16 protein-coding genes are annotated in these 16962 nt (G+C 40.1%); 14 read left to right on the forward strand and 2 right to left on the reverse strand.

The features are described 5' to 3' along the window. Window positions 1-51: 51 nt before the first annotated feature. The 13 genes from AC07UV_RS07045 to AC07UV_RS07105 all read left to right on the forward strand — a co-directional run bounded on the left by AC07UV_RS07045 (window position 52) and on the right by AC07UV_RS07105 (window position 14186). Window positions 52-2094, forward strand: a complete 2043-nt coding sequence (locus tag AC07UV_RS07045; RefSeq protein ID WP_495183170.1) for a M13 family metallopeptidase — start codon at window positions 52-54, stop codon at window positions 2092-2094. Window positions 2095-2242: 148 nt separating this feature from the next. Further along, complete coding sequence (gene rplU / locus AC07UV_RS07050; RefSeq protein ID WP_028068281.1) at window positions 2243-2554, forward strand: 50S ribosomal protein L21; 312 nt, start codon at window positions 2243-2245, stop codon at window positions 2552-2554. Window positions 2555-2597: 43 nt separating this feature from the next. Next, window positions 2598-2861: a 50S ribosomal protein L27 gene (gene rpmA, locus AC07UV_RS07055; protein ID WP_046672918.1), complete on the forward strand. Its 264-nt coding sequence runs from the start codon at window positions 2598-2600 to the stop codon at window positions 2859-2861. A 291-nt stretch (window positions 2862-3152) separates the two neighbouring features. Next, complete coding sequence (locus AC07UV_RS07060) at window positions 3153-3896, forward strand: hypothetical protein (RefSeq protein WP_282255100.1); 744 nt, start codon at window positions 3153-3155, stop codon at window positions 3894-3896. A 5-nt stretch (window positions 3897-3901) separates the two neighbouring features. Beyond that, complete coding sequence (locus AC07UV_RS07065; RefSeq protein ID WP_120258085.1) at window positions 3902-4492, forward strand: hypothetical protein; 591 nt, start codon at window positions 3902-3904, stop codon at window positions 4490-4492. Between the two features lie 239 nt (window positions 4493-4731). Then, window positions 4732-5700 (forward strand): formylglycine-generating enzyme family protein, encoded by a 969-nt coding sequence (locus AC07UV_RS07070; RefSeq protein WP_495183171.1) that lies wholly within the window; start codon window positions 4732-4734, stop codon window positions 5698-5700. 28 nt (window positions 5701-5728) lie between these two features. Next, window positions 5729-7042, forward strand: a complete 1314-nt coding sequence (locus AC07UV_RS07075) for a Gfo/Idh/MocA family oxidoreductase (protein ID WP_282255094.1) — start codon at window positions 5729-5731, stop codon at window positions 7040-7042. A gap of 13 nt (window positions 7043-7055) precedes the next feature. Beyond that, entirely contained in the window at window positions 7056-8078 is a 1023-nt protein-coding gene (locus AC07UV_RS07080; protein WP_495183172.1) for an FAD:protein FMN transferase, read from the forward strand. A 15-nt stretch (window positions 8079-8093) separates the two neighbouring features. Next, window positions 8094-9017 (forward strand): hydroxypyruvate isomerase family protein, encoded by a 924-nt coding sequence (locus AC07UV_RS07085; RefSeq protein WP_223579685.1) that lies wholly within the window; start codon window positions 8094-8096, stop codon window positions 9015-9017. 94 nt (window positions 9018-9111) lie between these two features. Continuing rightward, window positions 9112-10356: an MFS transporter gene (locus AC07UV_RS07090; RefSeq protein ID WP_120259249.1), complete on the forward strand. Its 1245-nt coding sequence runs from the start codon at window positions 9112-9114 to the stop codon at window positions 10354-10356. A gap of 42 nt (window positions 10357-10398) precedes the next feature. Next, window positions 10399-12084 (forward strand): GMC oxidoreductase, encoded by a 1686-nt coding sequence (locus AC07UV_RS07095; RefSeq protein ID WP_223579688.1) that lies wholly within the window; start codon window positions 10399-10401, stop codon window positions 12082-12084. 19 nt (window positions 12085-12103) lie between these two features. Then, window positions 12104-13537: a Gfo/Idh/MocA family protein gene (locus AC07UV_RS07100; protein WP_120258079.1), complete on the forward strand. Its 1434-nt coding sequence runs from the start codon at window positions 12104-12106 to the stop codon at window positions 13535-13537. Between the two features lie 19 nt (window positions 13538-13556). Beyond that, window positions 13557-14186, forward strand: a complete 630-nt coding sequence (locus AC07UV_RS07105; protein ID WP_282255090.1) for a gluconate 2-dehydrogenase subunit 3 family protein — start codon at window positions 13557-13559, stop codon at window positions 14184-14186. Between the two features lie 58 nt (window positions 14187-14244). On the opposite strand, the gene AC07UV_RS07110 is transcribed toward AC07UV_RS07105, so the two are convergent. Beyond that, complete coding sequence (locus tag AC07UV_RS07110; protein WP_223579696.1) at window positions 14245-14970, reverse strand: acyl-[acyl-carrier-protein] thioesterase; 726 nt, start codon at window positions 14968-14970, stop codon at window positions 14245-14247. Window positions 14971-15293: 323 nt separating this feature from the next. Here AC07UV_RS07110 and AC07UV_RS07115 point away from each other — a divergent pair, with 323 nt between their 5' ends. Next, entirely contained in the window at window positions 15294-15560 is a 267-nt protein-coding gene (locus AC07UV_RS07115) for a hypothetical protein (protein WP_223579705.1), read from the forward strand. Between the two features lie 99 nt (window positions 15561-15659). On the opposite strand, the gene AC07UV_RS07120 is transcribed toward AC07UV_RS07115, so the two are convergent. Then, window positions 15660-16961, reverse strand: coding sequence for a TolC family protein (locus AC07UV_RS07120; RefSeq protein ID WP_495183173.1), 1302 nt, complete (start codon window positions 16959-16961; stop codon window positions 15660-15662). Between the last annotated feature and the right edge of the window lies 1 nt (window position 16962).

A 16962-nucleotide genomic window follows, 5' to 3' on the forward strand; every position in this document is an offset into this window, starting at 1 on the left:
AGCGCTTCAAAATATGCTTAGCTTTAATTATATTCTTTAATCTAATAAAGTATGATACAAAAAGTCAAATGGGGGACGCTCTCGATCGTCTTAATGATGCTGTCATGTCAATCCAATAAGAGCAAAGAGGGTGCACAAGAAGTCAGAACCAATTTTTTTGATGTTTCTGGCATGGACACAACAGTCAATCCTGGTGATAACTTCTTCCAATATGCGAATGGTGCATGGATGAAAAATACCCAGATACCGGCTTCCGAAACGGGCTGGGGTTCATTTTATATTCTAGCGGATGAAAATTTGCAGAAATTAAAAACAGTATTGGAAAATGCTGCTCAGTCCAACAGTAAGAAGGGATCAGATCAGCAGAAAGCCGGTGATTTCTATGCGAGCGGTATGGATACCGTCACCATTGATAAACTTGGAGCCAAGCCGATAGAAGGAACGATTCAGAAAATCAATGCATTGAAAACTGTCGATGAACTAATCGCCTATGCTGCAGATGGATTCAAAGATGGCGATGGTGATCTTTTCAGTTTTTATGTGGCTGCTGATGATCGGATCAGCAATAAAAATGCACTTCAGTTTTTTCAAGGTGGTTTGAATCTGCCAGAGGCAAGCTACTATCTGGATCAGGATGATAAAGCCAAAAAGATTAGGGATGCTTATGTGGCCTATTTGGTTAAATTGTTTGGATTGATCGGTGAGGGAGCAAATGCCCAGAAATCTGCTGAAGAGGTACTAAAACTGGAAACGGAAATCGCAAAATCCCATTTAACGCCTGTTGAATTGCGGGATCCGATTAAAAACTACAATAAGTTTGCCGTTCAGGATTTCCAGAAACAAACCCCAAATTTGAATTGGAAAGATATTCTTGGGCGATTGGAGGTGAAGACTGATACGATTTTGGTACAGCAACCTAAGTTCTATCTAGCATTAAATAATTTGTTGAAATCACAGCCTGTAGATATTTGGAAAACAAAACTAAAAGCTGATTTGGCAAATGCTTCTGCGACTGCGCTGAGCAAGGAGTTTCGCGATGCAAAATTTGAACTATTTGGCAAGACGCTCAATGGACAAAAGCAACAAAAAGAACGTTGGAAGCTGATGGTTAGTTCTGCTGACGAAAACCTGGGTGAGATTGTTGGTAAGCTCTATGTGGATGACTATTTCAAACCTGAAGCAAAACAACGCATGATGGAATTGGTCGATAATTTGCAAAAGGTCTACAAGACAAGAATCGAGAAATTAGACTGGATGACACCAGAAACCAAGAAAAAGGCAATCGAGAAATTGGAAGCTTTTGTCAAGAAAATCGGTTATCCTGAAAAATGGAAGGATTATAGTGATGTAGAAGTTGCAAAAGATACGTATTATGCGAATCTGCAGTCTTCAGCTAAGCATGCTTATAAAGAGATGGTCAGTAAAATAAGTAAGCCTGTTGATAAGAAGGAGTGGCTCATGACAACACCGACCGTGAACGCTTATTATAATCCACCCTACAATGAGATTGTATTCCCAGCGGGAATCCTACAATTTCCATTCTTTGACGCCAATGCGGATGATGCGATCAACTATGGTGCTATTGGTGCTGTCATAGGTCATGAGATGACACATGGTTTTGATGATCAGGGCAGACAGTATGATAAGGCTGGTAATTTGAATGATTGGTGGACAGCAGTAGATGCCAAACAGTTTACCGAACGTGCAAATCAAGTAACGAAATTGTACGGCAGCTTCACCTTATTGGATAATCAACATGTCAATGGAGAATTAACCCTTGGGGAGAATCTAGCTGACATTGGTGGATTGAACATTGCTTATGATGCATTTAAACTGACTAAACAAGGGCAGGGGAATGAGAAGATTGACGGTTTTACAGGTGATCAGCGTTTCTTTTTGAGTTTTGCACAGGTATGGCGGGTGAAAAGCAGCGATGAGCGCATGCGTTTGCGTTTGAAAGTTGATCCACATAGCCCGGAACAGTTCCGTGTAAATGGCCCTGTCTATAATATGGAAGCATTTTATAAGGCATTTAATGTGCAGCCTACAGCTAAAATGTACGTTGCACCGGAAAAAAGAATTTTAGTTTGGTAAGAGGTTAATACTTGCTAGTCTGTTATTTCCGATGGAGAGACACACTGGTTGATGAAGAATGAAGGGAAAAAGATAGATTTATCTTTGAATTGTGATAAAAACTAATTACTTTTGCCCTTCATTTAATAACACATTTAATTAATTAACAATGTACGCAATAGTAAATATAGCAGGACAGCAATTTAAGGTTGCAAAAGACCAGTTCCTTTTTGTACACCGTTTACAAGGAGATGAAGGCGCTAGTATTGAATTTGACAATGTATTGTTAGCAGAAGACGGTGGTAAATTTACCATTGGTACACCTAGCGTTGCTGGTGCAAAAGTTTCGGCTAAAATTTTGTCTCATTTAAAAGGCGATAAAGTTATCGTTTTCAAGAAAAAACGTCGTAAAGGCTACAAAAAGAAAAACGGTCACCGTCAACAATTTTCTAAAATCCAGATCACTGGTATTACGTTATAATTGAATTTTTAATCAGACATTAGTCTTAAATTAAGATAAAGAAATGGCACACAAAAAAGGTGCGGGTAGTTCTAAGAACGGCCGTGAGTCACATAGCAAGCGTTTAGGTATCAAAATCTTCGGTGGTCAACAAGCAATCGCTGGTAACATCATCGTACGCCAACGCGGTACACAACACAATCCTGACACAAATGTTGGTATTGGTAAAGACCACACATTGTTCGCTCTGGTAGACGGTAAAGTAGTTTTCCGTAAAAAAGCTAACAATAAATCTTATGTATCTGTAGTTCCTACAGAACAAGCATAAGGTTTGCAACAATATTTGAAGAAGGCATCAAGCAATTGATGCCTTTTTTTGTGTATATCACTTTTTGTTGCCAAATTTTATTTTTAACAGATTCAATGATTCGGCCGAAATCAAGGAATGTTCCATCTGATTGGATCAGAGTTGTTTGCTGGTTAGAAAAACTCGTGGATGCTCTCATAAGGGAAAAAAACGGGTCTTTATTTATGAGGTAAATTGTTATTTTCTGTTAAATGTAACCGCTTTGGTACAATTTTTATAAAGGATATGTGTTTTTAAGATAAATACCGATTTATGAAATACAACAAGTTTGGATATGGTCTGTGTGCTGGATTGTTTGCCTGCTCTCTATATTCCTGTAGTTCGATCTATATGCCCAATGTTCCTTCGGCACCTATGTTTACAGAAGCTGGTGAGGTTTATGTCTCCGGAAATATAAATACAAAGGCAAATGTATCAGCAAATTTGGGTGTGGCAGTGACGGATCACGTTGCTGTGATTGCTAATGGATCCTATGTAGACAATGGATCCAATACCAAGGACTACGCGCAGAAAATGGGGGAAGCGGGCATAGGTTACTATACGCGTTTTGGTAAGAAAAATAATCGGGTATTTGAAGTATATGGTGGGTATGGACTTGGGACCACAAGTGTAATTGATAAAAGATCGTCAACGATGGGGCAAGCAATTGTGGAGACACAAGACATGGACTTTGACAAGATTTTCGTGCAGGTGAATTTTTCATCGGAAAAGAAGGATGCTCTGAAATTGTTTGGTAATAGACATGATATTGACTACGGTACAATCATTAGATTGAGCAATATGCGTATGAAGAACTTTGCGATAGATGGCCTTCCAGTCGAGAACGAAGATAATATGCTTATTGAGCCTGTGTTTTATACCAGGATGGGGCTTGGAAAAGGGTGGAAGTTGCAATACACAAATGGTATGGTTTTCGGTTTTAAAAGCAATACATATTTAAAAGCTGGTTACCCATTGTTTACACTGGGAGTTTTGTATAAATTTGGAGGAAAATAGCGGCTATGAGCAAGAAAATTTTATTTGGATGTTTGGTCTTTTTGGGCTTATTCATTTCCGGATGCGGAGTAAATAGACAAAAAGCACAGATCGAGAACTTGGCGAAATGTAAGTTTGACGTAGAATCAGTGGACAGTATTCGATTGGCAGGGACGTCGCTGCAGCGTCTGATTAAAAATAATCAGATTGACCTCGGGGCGGCACCGAGTCTGGCTTTGGCCTACTTACGAAAGGATATTCCTTTGGATGCCGTAATTCGTCTTAAAATAGATAATCCAACACTAAAGAAAGCATCCATCAATAAGTTTCAATATATCATTCTATATGGTGGCCAGCAGCTTGTCGAAGGAATTGTCAATCAATCCTTGCAAATTGAACCTGGTGAATCTACTGTGGCCAATGTACGTATTGCAACCAATATTTATGATCTTTTGGTGAATTCGGATCTGCAAAATTTTTTAATGTCCAGCGACGAGAATAAAAAGGGAATATTTACGTTAAAAATTAAACCTTCGATCAATATTGCTGGCCAATCGGTATTCTATCCTGGATATATTACCATAGATAAGGCGGTGAGCCGAAAAATCCTGCTATAAGGGGTACGGATCAGTAAAAAGATAAAAAGGTTTCCCATGCGAATGGAAAACCTTTTTTATTGAAGGAACTTTTTTTGACTAACCTTAACCTCCCTGTGGAGTGGGCAAGTCTGCTTGCTAAACCGTTATTACAAAAGGTTCCTTTGTGTAAGAATTAAACTGTAATAAAAAAGTTATAATGTCAAAGTGTAAAGTATACACCTTATTTTATATTTTAGTCTTTAAATAGAAACCTAAATATGTTAAAAAGATTCTTAATTCCTGTTTTGCTGTTTGCCGGGGTACATGCTATTGCTCAAAAGAAGTTTGATCCTTATGAGCAGACCATTGAAGGGACCAATCTTTCGTTTAAAATGGTAGCAATCCCGGGCGGAAGCTTCAAAATGGGATCTGTCACTGGCGGGAAGGATGATGAAAAGCCGGTACATGAGGTTAAACTTGATCCGTTCTGGATGGGGCAGTATGAAGTGACCTGGGATTTGTTTGAGCCTTTTCTGTACAAAGATTACGAAATCGCAAAAAGCAAAGATGGTAAGGTTGCGCCGGAAATAGACGCCGTCACCAGACCCACGAAACCCTACCTTGATATGACATTTGGTTTTGGTAAAGAAGAGCATCCTGCACTTGCCATGACGCACTATAATGCGATTCAATTTTGTAAATGGTTATATGTACGTACAGGTGTATTCTATCGTCTGCCAACGGAGGCGGAATGGGAATATGCTGCACGTGCCGGGGCTAAGACCGCTTATTTTTTTGGAGATAAAGAGGCTCAATTAGGTGATTATGCCTGGTTTAAAGATAATTCGGAGCAAAAAACGCATGCTGTAGGAGAGAAGAAACCTAATCCTTGGGGCCTTTATGATATTTATGGTAATGTGGGGGAATGGACCTATGACCAATACAAAGCCGATAGCTATACTGAAGGTAAAGATAAGGTGTTAACGAATCCAGTTGTCGTTCCAACGACTTTGTATCCGCATGTTGTCCGTGGTGGAGCGTTCGATCATGCTGCAGCAGATCTTCGTTCGGCTGCCCGTGGAGCCTCAGACCCAATTTGGAAACAATTGGACCCTCAGGTTCCAAAAAGTAATTGGTGGTTTCCCGAAGCACCATTTGTCGGTATGCGTTTAGTACGACCGTTGAATCCACCTAGTCATGAAGAAATTATGGCTTATTATGATAAAAAACCAATTAAAGATTTTTAAAAAATAAAATAATCAATATAAAACTGTTATGGAAAATCTAGAAAGAAGAGATTTTATTAAAACTTCTGCCATGGTTGCAGGCGGTGCCATGTTAAGCTCACTGCCTTTATCCGGAGCCTATGCTGCTGGTTCTGATGTCATCAAAGTGGCTTTAGTTGGCTGTGGAGGTAGAGGTACCGGTGCTACATTTGACGCCCTAAGCTCAGGAGCGAATATCAAAGTTGTTGCTTTGGCTGATGCATTTAAAGATAATTTAGATAGTACATATAATACGCTTAAAGAGAAATGGCAAGATAAAATCGATGTCAGCGATAACCATAAATTTGTAGGATTTGATGCTTATAAAGAGGCTATTAAATTAGCTGATGTTGTTATTTTAGCGACGCCTCCAGGGTTTAGACCAACACATTTTGAAGAAGCAATCCGTCAGGGAAAACATGTTTTTATGGAGAAACCTGTTGCTGTTGATATTCCAGGTGTGCAACAAGTTATACGTGCGGCTGCTGAGGCTAAACGCAAAAAATTGAATGTTGTCGTCGGTTTGCAACGTCGCTATCAGACCAACTATCGTGAAGCGATCAAGCGTATCCATGACGGCGCAATCGGTGATATTACTTCAGGACAGGTGTATTGGAATTCGGGCGGGGTATGGGTACGCCCACGTAAACCAGAACAATCTGAAATGGAATATCAGATGCGTAACTGGTATTATTTCAACTGGTTGTGTGGTGACCACATCGTTGAGCAACATGTACACAACATTGACATTGCCAACTGGGTGAAAGGTTCTTATCCGGTATCGATCCAAGGTACAGGAAGTAGAGCACACCGTACTGGTAAAGAATACGGCGAAATCTATGATAATTTTGCACTCGAACTGACCTATGCAGACAACAGTGTGGTGTATAGCCAATGTCGACATTTTGAAGGAATACAAAATCGCGTTGATGAGCAGTTTCAGGCGACAAAAGGTCGTGTATATCTTTCGGCTGGTGGACAGGCTGTATTGTATGATTGGAAAGGTAAGGAGATCTATCGCCATGACGCGAAAGGTAATCCAAATCCTTACCAACAAGAGCACAAAGAACTTTTTGAAGCAATCACTAAAGGTGAGTATAAGTTTGACAATGCAGAATATGGTGCTTATAGCACGTTAACGGGGATCATCGGACGTATTGCTTGTTATACAGGTAAGGTTATCAAATGGGATGAGGCATTGAAATCAACGATCAAATTGGGACCAGATGTACTGGCGTGGGATGCTAAACCGAAATTACTTCCTGATACAGAGGGTTTTTACGCTGTAGCAAACCCCGGTCAAAATACAAACCTTTATATATAATAGCAGTGCAGTGATGGGGCTAAATAGGGAAATCTGCTGTATATTCTTTTTTATTATTGGGGCGCTTGGTTTACAGGCACAAACTGGTCAAAAAAAGTTAAGCAAGATTCGCCTGGAAGGCCCCGCACAAGGCACGCAGTTTCACGTTACTTATTTCGCTTCGGATAGTCTTGTCAGGCGGTCGGAGATTGATAGCATCTTAAAAGTTATCGATCTATCGATGTCGATCTATCGCAAGGATTCGAAAATATCCTTGTTCAACCAGGACAGCGTTATGCAGATTGAAATGGATAAGCATATGGCCTATGTCATTGCGGCTTCATTCCGATACAACAAACTATCTAAAGGCCAATTCGATATTACTATTGCCCCACTGGTCAACCTTTGGGGCTTTGGTGTTAAAAAAAGTCAGGTTGCTCCGGATTCGGCAACAGTTTATGCCGCGAAACAATTTGTAGGCATGCATCATCTTAAAGTCAATCGCAAGCAGCTAATCAAGAAAAAGCAGGGGGTTAAGATTGATGTCAATGGTATCGCACAAGGGTATACTGTCGATATGCTGGCTGATTACCTCGAACATAAAGGAATTTCCAATTATATGGTGGAAGTAGGCGGTGAAATTAGAGCTTCGGGAACTCCACCAGGACAAAAGGGCTTTTCCATTGGGATTGTCCAGCCCGACGAAAACAAGCAGGAGGATATCATGACAGCGGTTGTCCAACTCAACTCCGGTGCGCTAACCACAGCTGGTAGTTTTGAGAAATTTATTAAATATAAGGATAAAAAACTAGGGCATCATATCAATCCGGGTACAGGATTCCCTTATACAACCAGTGTATTAAGTGTTACTGTATATACCAGAACCGCCATGGATGCTGATGCTTTGGACAACTACTTTATGGGAATGGAACCGACAGAGATTATCGCGAAGGCCAGGAAATTGAAAGACGTGGAAGTTTTTGTCATTTATAAGAATAAAAACCAAGCCATTCAGACGATTTATTCAGATGGATTTGGTAAATTATTTAAAAATTAATCAACTATAAACAAAATGAAAAGATCTGATTTTATAAAAAGTGGCCTTTTGGCCGCTGGAGCCGGATTATCTGGGCATACATTTGCCTCAACAAACCAAAATGCGACCAATATGATGGATAAAGGAAAGACATTCAATCTAAATTATGCACCACATCAAGGGATGTTCAAGAATCACGCAGGGGACAACTTTCTGGACGAAATCCGCTATATGCATGATTTGGGTTTCAGGGGAATTGAAGATAACGGTTACCTCGGTCGTACATTGGACGAGCAAAAGAAAGTAGGAGACCTATTGGCTAAATTGGGAATGACGATGGGTGTATTTGTCGTTGATGGCGGTCAAAATTGGATGCCTTCCTTAGCGACAGGTAAAAAAGAGTTCTTAGACAAATTTGTCGAAACCTGTCATAAGTCTGTAGAAGCGGCCAAGCGCTGTAATGCAAAATGGCTTACGGTAGTCCCTGGATTTTATGAACGGAGATTACCTTGGGGAAATCAATTCAGCAATATCCTTGAGGCGATGCGTAGAGGGGCAGAGATCTTCGAACCACATGGTCTGGTGATGGTGCTAGAGACTCTAAGTGATACGCCGGAATTATTTTTACAACAGACGCATGAAACCTATGCGATGTGTAAGGCTGTCAATAGTCCTTCTTGTAAAATATTGTACGATATCTACCATATGCAACGTACAGAAGGGGATTTGATTGCTAACATGAACCGTTGCTGGGATGAAATTGCCTATATTCAAATTGGTGATAATCCGGGCCGTAAAGAACCCACTACAGGAGAGATCAATTATAAAAATGTCTTCAAACATATTCATACTAAAGGATATAGGGGTATAATGGGTATGGAACATGGTAATTCTAAGCCCGGTAAAGAGGGAGAAGACAGATTGGTAACTGCCTACCGTGAGGTCGATAGCTTTTTGTAATATTTTAATAGTGTACTATTGACAATTAGATTTAATTTCTTAAATTGAGCAGGTAAAACCAATTAGTAGTATTGTAAAACACCATTTATTTATGATTTCATCAACAATAAAATTTAAACTATCCTTCATGATGTTCCTTGAATTTTTTATTTGGGGGGGATGGTTTGTCACATTAGGCACTTTTTTGAGTAAGAATCTGCATGCAACAGATTTCGAAATGGCCAATGTATTCTCGACACAGTCATTGGGTGCGATTATCGCTCCCTTTATTGTAGGAATGATTGCCGATCGTTATTTTAATGCCGAGCGTATTTTGGGTGTTTTGCACTTGGTCGGTGCCGTATTAATGTATCAGATGTATGGTGCGGCCGATATGTCTACTTTTTATCCTTATGTATTGGCTTATATGGTTTTGTATATGCCAACATTAGCTTTAGCAAGTTCGGTTTCATTTCGTCAATTGACCAATCCGGAGAAGCAGTTTTCGGCTATACGTATCTGGGGGACAATTGGTTGGATTGTGGCAGGTTTAGCAATTAGCTATATCTTCAAATGGGATGCGGCGGCTTCTGATGGCGCACTGAAGAATACATTCCTGATGTCAGGTGTAGCTTCTTTGGTATTGGGCGTATTTTCCTTTGCTTTACCAAAAACACCTCCGGTTAAACTGGATGAAGGTGAGAAACCATCATTTGCATCAATTATTGGTCTGGATGCCATCAAATTGTTGAAAGACAAAAACTTTTTGATCTTTTTTGTATCCTCCGTATTAATCTGTATTCCTTTAGCATTCTATTATTCAAATGCGAACCTATTTCTGACAGAAATCGGTTTGGAAAACCCAACAGGTAAGATGACGATTGGTCAAGCTTCAGAGGTCTTGTTCTTGTTGGCGCTTCCGGTTTTCTTTACAAAATTTGGATTCAAGAAGACGATTTTGGTAGGGATGTTGGCATGGGTGATTCGTTATCTATTGTTTGCTTATGGCAATGCTGGTGAACTTTCGTTCATGCTGCTTATCGGTATCGCGTTACACGGAATCTGTTATGACTTTTTCTTTGTTTCGGGACAGATTTATACAGATAGCAAAGCTGGTATTAAATACAAATCTGCAGCACAAGGATTGATAACATTGGCAACTTACGGTGTAGGTCAGTTGATCGGGTTCTGGGTTGCAAGTTATGTAGGTGATAAATACAAAGATTTGAAAGCAACAGATTTAGCTGCATTTTGGAATCATACTTGGGTCGTTCCCGCAATTATTGCCGCAGTGGTGTTTTTTATCTTTCTAGCTCTCTTTAAAGATGAGAAAGTAGATAATGCCAAGGCTGCACACTAAACAGAAAAAATAACTATTTAAAAACAAATAATTAGAAGAGAGATGGCAACAAATACTTATGACGCGATTGTAATCGGTTCTGGGATAAGTGGTGGATGGGCTGCGAAAGAATTGACAGAAAAAGGACTGAAAACAATTATGCTAGAGCGTGGTCGTAACATCGAACACATTAAGGATTATACTGCGCCAAACAAAATGCCATGGGAATGGCCTCATGCTGGTGGTCGTACCCAGCAAATGATTGAGGATTATCCAGTATTGCGCAGAGATTATCCATTGAACGAAAAGAACCTTGACCTTTGGGCGAATGAGAAAGATAGCCCTTATACAGAGGTGAAGCGTTTTGATTGGTATCGTGGGTATCATGTAGGTGGTAGATCATTAATGTGGGGTAGACAATCTTATCGCCTTGGTGACCTAGATTTCGAGGCTAACTTGAAAGATGGGCATGGGGTAGATTGGCCGATCCGTTATAAAGATATTGCACCTTGGTATAGCTATGCGGAAAAATTTGCTGGTATCTCTGGGAATAGAGACGGGGTTGCTTCGCTTCCTGACGGTGATTATATGCCGCCAATGCCGATGAATATTGTTGAAAAGGATTTGGCTGAACGATTGAAAAAACAATACGGTGGCAAGCGTCATTTCATTATGGGACGGACAGCGAATATCACTGTGCCACATGAGGGCCGTGTCAACTGTCAATATCAAAATCAATGTTGGTTAGGTTGTAACTTTGGTGCTTATTTTAGTACACAATCGGCAACTTTACCGGCAGCGAAAAAAACGAACAACCTAACATTACGTCCGTTTTCTATTGTTACAAAGATTATCTACGATAAAAATACGAAAAAAGCGAAGGGTGTTGAAATTGTTGATGCTGAAACAAACAAAACCTATGAGTTCTTTGCTAAGGTTATTTTTGTGTGCGCATCGGCACTAAATTCGACTTGGGTATTGATGAACTCAGCTACCGACGTATGGGAAGGTGGTCTTGGAAGTAGCAGTGGAGAGCTTGGTCACAATTTAATGGATCACCACTTCCGTTGTGGTGCCGGTGGTAATGTGGAAGGATATTTGGATAGCTATGTTTTTGGACGTCGTCCAACAGGCTTATATGTGCCACGTTTTGTCAACGTTGATGGCGATACGAAGAAACGTGATTACGTTCGTGGATTTGGCTATCAAGGTGCTGCAGGTAGAGGCCGTTGGTCTGGTGCTGTTGCAGAGATGGAAGTTGGTGGTGCATGGAAAGATGCTATCTGTGAACCAGGTAACTGGAACGTGGGCTTTACGGCTTTCGGAGAAACCTTACCGTACCATGAAAATAAAATTACGCTTGATAAAAGCAAAAAAGATAAATGGGGTTTGCCTGTATTATCATTTGATGCCGAAATCAAAGATAATGAATTGAAGATGCGTGCTGACATGCAAAATGAAATGAAGGAAATGCTGGAAAGCATTGGCGTAAAAGATACCTATACATATGACAACGTATATGGACTTGGCCAAGGTATCCATGAGATGGGAACAGCGCGTATGGGTCTCGATCCTAAAACATCTGTATTGAACGGTAATAACCAGGTTTGGGATGCATTGAATGTATTTGTTACAGACGGTGCATGTATGACTTCTGCTGGTTGTGTGAACCCTTCACTTACTTATATGGCACTTACTGCGCGTGCGGTCGATTATGCAGTTAGTGAATTGAAAAAAGGTAATATCTAATAGCTAAAGATTGATAACAATGGAAAATAACTCAAATAAGTCGAGTAGAAGAGATTTCTTAAAGACTGCGGCAACCGCTGCGGCAGCCTTTATGATCGTTCCTCGTCATGTATTAGGAGGAAATGGTTTCATCGCTCCTAGTGATAAGTTACAAATAGCTGGTATTGGTGTAGGTGGTAAAGGGTTCAGCGACATTAACTCATTTCATGATTCAGGTAAAGCGGATCTCGCTTTCTTATGTGACGTGGATGATCGTCGTGCTGCGGGTGCGTTGAAACGTTACCCAAAAGCAAAATATTATAAAGATTATCGTGAGATGTTGGATAAAGAGCATAAACGCATTGAAGCTGTTTCTGTTTCTACTCCAGATCATCAACATGCGATTCAGGCCTTGGCAGCGATGCAATTGGGCAAGCACGTCTATGTTCAGAAACCATTGACTCATGATGTCTGGGAAGCAAGAGCACTGACGCATGCCGCGAAGAAATATAAAGTTGTAACCCAGATGGGAAACCAAGGGGCATCCAACGATGGGCCACGTTTTGTCCGTGAATGGTACGAAGCTGGTTTAATCGGTGATGTACATACAGTATATTGCTGGACTGACCGTCCAGTATGGCCTTCCGGTATTGCATGGCCTACAGGTAAGGCTGAAATTCCGAAAGAATTGGATTGGGATCTTTGGTTGGGAACTGCTCCTCACAAGGAGTATGTAGATAAATTGGTGCCGTTCAACTGGCGTGGCTGGTGGGATTACGGTACTGGTGCATTGGGTGATATGGGTTGTCACTTGTTGGAAGTTCCTTTCAGTACTTTAGGTCTGACTTATGTGCAAGATGTACAGGCAACTGTAGGTTCTGTTTATGTGGATGAGTTCAAACGTGGTTATTTCCCTGAGAGCTGCCCGCCATCAAGTCATGCAACATTGACATTCCCTAAAACACCGCGTACAAATGGTCCTGTAACATTACATTGGATGGACGGTGGTATTCAACCTGCACGTCCGGATGAACTGGGGCCAAATGAAATCTTCGGTGATGGTGGTAACGGTATCTTGTTAGTTGGTACCAAAGGTAAGATCCTTGCGGATACTTACGGTCAAAATGCACGTTTGTTACCAACATCAAGAAAAGATCAAGTTGCTCAGAAATATGCACGCGTACCGGGACAAGAGTCAGGTCACTATGCACAATGGGTGGAAGCTTGTCAAGCTGGTTATGGTAAAAAAGAAGTAAGTTCACCATTTGAAATTGCTGGCCCATTAACTGAAGCTTTGTTGATGGCTAACCTAGCAATTAGAGGCGCTGATTTACGTTTAGATGGAAAATATCCAGGACGTAATCTAAAATTGTTATGGGATAATGACAATATGCGTGTGACAAACTTTGATCATGTGAATCAGTATGTCAAACGTAATTACAGACAAGGTTGGGAAATGAAATATAATTTCTAAAATTAAGATATTTAGTAGTATGAATAGAAGAGAAGCATTACAACGGGTTGCCTTGATTTTAGGAGGTACCGTTATCGGCGCCAATTTATTTTTGGAAGGCTGTACGCGTTCGGCTACAAAGGATGTGGAAGGCTTATTTGAAGCAAAAACGACAGATTTGTTGGGCGATTTAGCTGAGGCTATTTTACCTGCAACAGCTACTCCTGGAGCGAAAGAAGCTGGTGTAGGAAGCTTTATTCCTGTGATGGTCCGTGACTGTTACACTGAAAAGCAACAGAAAGCATTTATAACTGGTCTTGCAAGCTTGGATAATAAAGCAAAAGAAGTCAAAGGAAAACCTTTCCTTGAGCTTTCGGCTGCAGATCGCACAGCGGTAGCAGCAGCTTTGGATAAAGAAGCAAATGAGTTTAATAAGAAACAAGCTGAAGAGCAAAAGGACATCCTGGAGAAAAACAAAGAAAAACAAAATCAATTGTATAATTACGTAGAAAATGATCCACCACACTGGTTCACAATGTTTAAGCAATTGACGTTGACAGGTTTCTTTAACTCAGAATTGGGTTGTACAAAAGCATTACGTTTTGTCAAAATTCCTGGAAAATATGACGGGAACTTTCCTTACAAAAAAGGAGACAAGGCATTTGCATAGTACATATGCTTTACGCAAAATAAAAAAGGAGGTCCAAGCCTCCTTTTTTATTTTATTGTTATTTGGTTTCTACTTCCAGTGCAAAATGAATACGTTGTTGTTTTGTCACGGTCATAAAATAGCCTTTATCCGTTGAATCACCGTTAATGTCCACTGTGTCATTGTAACGAAGTTCTCTGAGGTAATTCATCTCCAACGATTTGATCTGATTGGTCAGCACGAGTTCGATTGGGAGTCTATCCATACACCAATCCAGGTATTTGACATTATTGGCATGATTGACAATATCAAGGTCGGATAACTTGACAATATATTGATCTATATTTTTGACAAGCTGAGAAATATCCAACTTTGAGAATGGTCGTTGTGTTGCAGGGCGATCGGGGTAAGTTGTAAAGCCCGCAGCCGAAATAGCCAGATCTTCGGAACTTCTTTTTACGGTATTGATTACCGCCCAATAGCTTGTCGCCGTGACATACACCTGCCCATTCACTAAAATTTCGAAATTACGTGTAGAGCGCGCACCTTCCAGTTCTTGTATCCATGTTTTTACCTGGACAATGTCCATCCATTTGGGTAATCTGTTGATTTCAATACGCATTCGACTGAGCACCCAAGTTTGATTGTGTTTGGCCATTTCTTTAAAACCGAAACCAACATTGGTCGCATGTTCGCCAGCAGTAAGTTGAAGAATATTTGACAAGTCGGAGAAACGGATACGACCATTGGAGTAACATTGTGTGAAATAAATTTCCCAGTTTTTCTCAAAGACTGATTTTTCCATCTGTTGTTTAGTTTTTTGCAAAATTAGGCAATATGACTGATTTGTGGCTTAAATTCAAAATGAAATGACAAAATTTTAAGATATTCCGATAATATGAACTGTTGGGCAGTTTTTGGGCATAAATAGACAAAAAAGCGGAAAGCTGTCAATCGTTTTTTTATTGTAAAATAAATGATAGTTTTCAAATATTTAATTGATTATTATCATCGGATTAGGTACATTTAAATAAGCCAATGGCATAAAATAATAAAATAAGATTGGCTTTATCACGTTATATCTAGTGTAACGCGAAACATTAAATTTACACATTAAATGCTAATATTATGGTTGGAGAACTAATAGCTAAAGAGGAAATTCCTCAATTTAAATTTATCCCTGCGAGTGAAGATAAGTCATCGAGTTTTATGGATAAATTGAAAGGGGCCCTTCGGTTGGGAAACGAATTTAAATCCAAGACTGAAATAGCCTTTCAAACAGATTCCGGACCAAAGCGTATCGAAACCACAGTGTGGTCATTAACCGATAGATATATCCAGATCAAAAGTGGCGTATTGATCCCACTTCGGTCTATTATTGCAATTGACTATTAAAAAAGCTCCTGAAATTTTTCAGGAGCTTTTTTAATAGTCAATTTCCAATGTGAACAGATTGGTTCTGCTGCTCACTTGCAGCAAAATAATTCATGAAAACTAATATGTTTCGCCTGTTAATTCTTTCAGGCGTATTTCCGAAACCTTTGCATCGTATTGTGCAGTATAGCTTCGTGTCATGGCATTGATATAATTTAGTTGCGCCGTTCTAACCTCAAGAGTCGTGATTGTTCCTATACGGAATTTATCCATGGTGATATTTAGATTTTCTTTGGCGAGCTCCTCATTCTTTTTTTCTACGTCCGCTAATTCGATGTTAGTGATATAGGTTTGAAATAGTGTCCTAACTTGTGCCTGTATACTCTGCTTTTGTTGTTGGATCTGTATTTCGGTGCTTTGTACCTGAAATTTGGCAATCCTTTCATTTCTGTTTTGAATAAATCCATTAAAGATATTCAGGGAAGCAGTAACGCCATAGTTGAGACCTTTATTTTTGTTCTCAGTGGAGAAACCCAATGAGGAGTGAGATTCATTCCAGTTATAGCCTGTATTCAGGCCTATTTTGGGATAACGTTCTGATTTTACTGCCTTTAGGTTTAGTTCGGCAACTCGTCTGTTGATAAGCGCGAGCTGTACCTGCGGATTCTGTTGATCCGCGATCTGGATCAGATCGCCCAGTTTAAGGTCGGTATCCAATTTCATTTCGTCTTCAACTTGAAAATCTATGCCTAGATCACGGGTCATGAGCTGGTTCAGGTAGGTCTTGGTGTTTTGGAAACTCTCCCGTTGACGTAGCAAATTGGTCTGATCAGTATTTAGATCTACTTTTGCATTCAGTAAATCTAATTTAGATCCCTTTCCGATCTCCAAACGGTTCTCGGCTAGGGTAACGCGATATTGAGACAGGGTAATGGTCGTATCTAAAGCATTCAATAAACGCTTTTGTTGCACTAAACCGTAATAGGTAGCGATAACTTCACTCAATTGACTGATTACCTCAAATTTGATTTCGGCCTCACCTTGACGCTGTATTTCTTTGAACCTATCGCGACGGGCAAACATACCGAATCCGTCAAATACTGTCCAGTTGAGATTGACTCCATAGGACATGTTGTCGTTTTTCGCGTTGGAAATCTGCTGCACCTGCCCGTCATTTCTTACTTGCCGGGAATTTTGGATAGAATTGCTCCGGCTAAAAGTTCCGGTGACTGCAGGCAGCATTCCAGCACTACCGAGGCTTGTGTTTTCAATGTCTATTTTGTTGTCATTTTTGGCCAAAAGGATATTAAAGTTGTTGCTCAAAGTGGTTGTCAATGCTTCTTCTAGCGTCAACATTTGTTGTGCATGGGCTTGAATTAGGATGAAACTAAGCAGCAGTGTTATGATTACATTTCTCTTCATG

The sequence above is a fragment of the Sphingobacterium sp. GW821-FHT03E03 genome, from assembly GCF_059420745.1.

Coding starts and splice junctions, on each gene's coding strand:
- AC07UV_RS07045 (WP_495183170.1), top strand. CDS start 52: ATGATACAAAAAGTCAAATGGGGGACGCTCTCGATCGTCTTAATGATG.
- rplU (WP_028068281.1), top strand. CDS start 2,243: ATGTACGCAATAGTAAATATAGCAGGACAGCAATTTAAGGTTGCAAAA.
- rpmA (WP_046672918.1), top strand. CDS start 2,598: ATGGCACACAAAAAAGGTGCGGGTAGTTCTAAGAACGGCCGTGAGTCA.
- AC07UV_RS07060 (WP_282255100.1), top strand. CDS start 3,153: ATGAAATACAACAAGTTTGGATATGGTCTGTGTGCTGGATTGTTTGCC.
- AC07UV_RS07065 (WP_120258085.1), top strand. CDS start 3,902: ATGAGCAAGAAAATTTTATTTGGATGTTTGGTCTTTTTGGGCTTATTC.
- AC07UV_RS07070 (WP_495183171.1), top strand. CDS start 4,732: ATGTTAAAAAGATTCTTAATTCCTGTTTTGCTGTTTGCCGGGGTACAT.
- AC07UV_RS07075 (WP_282255094.1), top strand. CDS start 5,729: ATGGAAAATCTAGAAAGAAGAGATTTTATTAAAACTTCTGCCATGGTT.
- AC07UV_RS07080 (WP_495183172.1), top strand. CDS start 7,056: ATGGGGCTAAATAGGGAAATCTGCTGTATATTCTTTTTTATTATTGGG.
- AC07UV_RS07085 (WP_223579685.1), top strand. CDS start 8,094: ATGAAAAGATCTGATTTTATAAAAAGTGGCCTTTTGGCCGCTGGAGCC.
- AC07UV_RS07095 (WP_223579688.1), top strand. CDS start 10,399: ATGGCAACAAATACTTATGACGCGATTGTAATCGGTTCTGGGATAAGT.
- AC07UV_RS07100 (WP_120258079.1), top strand. CDS start 12,104: ATGGAAAATAACTCAAATAAGTCGAGTAGAAGAGATTTCTTAAAGACT.
- AC07UV_RS07105 (WP_282255090.1), top strand. CDS start 13,557: ATGAATAGAAGAGAAGCATTACAACGGGTTGCCTTGATTTTAGGAGGT.
- AC07UV_RS07110 (WP_223579696.1), bottom strand. CDS start 14,970: ATGGAAAAATCAGTCTTTGAGAAAAACTGGGAAATTTATTTCACACAA.
- AC07UV_RS07115 (WP_223579705.1), top strand. CDS start 15,294: ATGGTTGGAGAACTAATAGCTAAAGAGGAAATTCCTCAATTTAAATTT.
- AC07UV_RS07120 (WP_495183173.1), bottom strand. CDS start 16,961: ATGAAGAGAAATGTAATCATAACACTGCTGCTTAGTTTCATCCTAATT.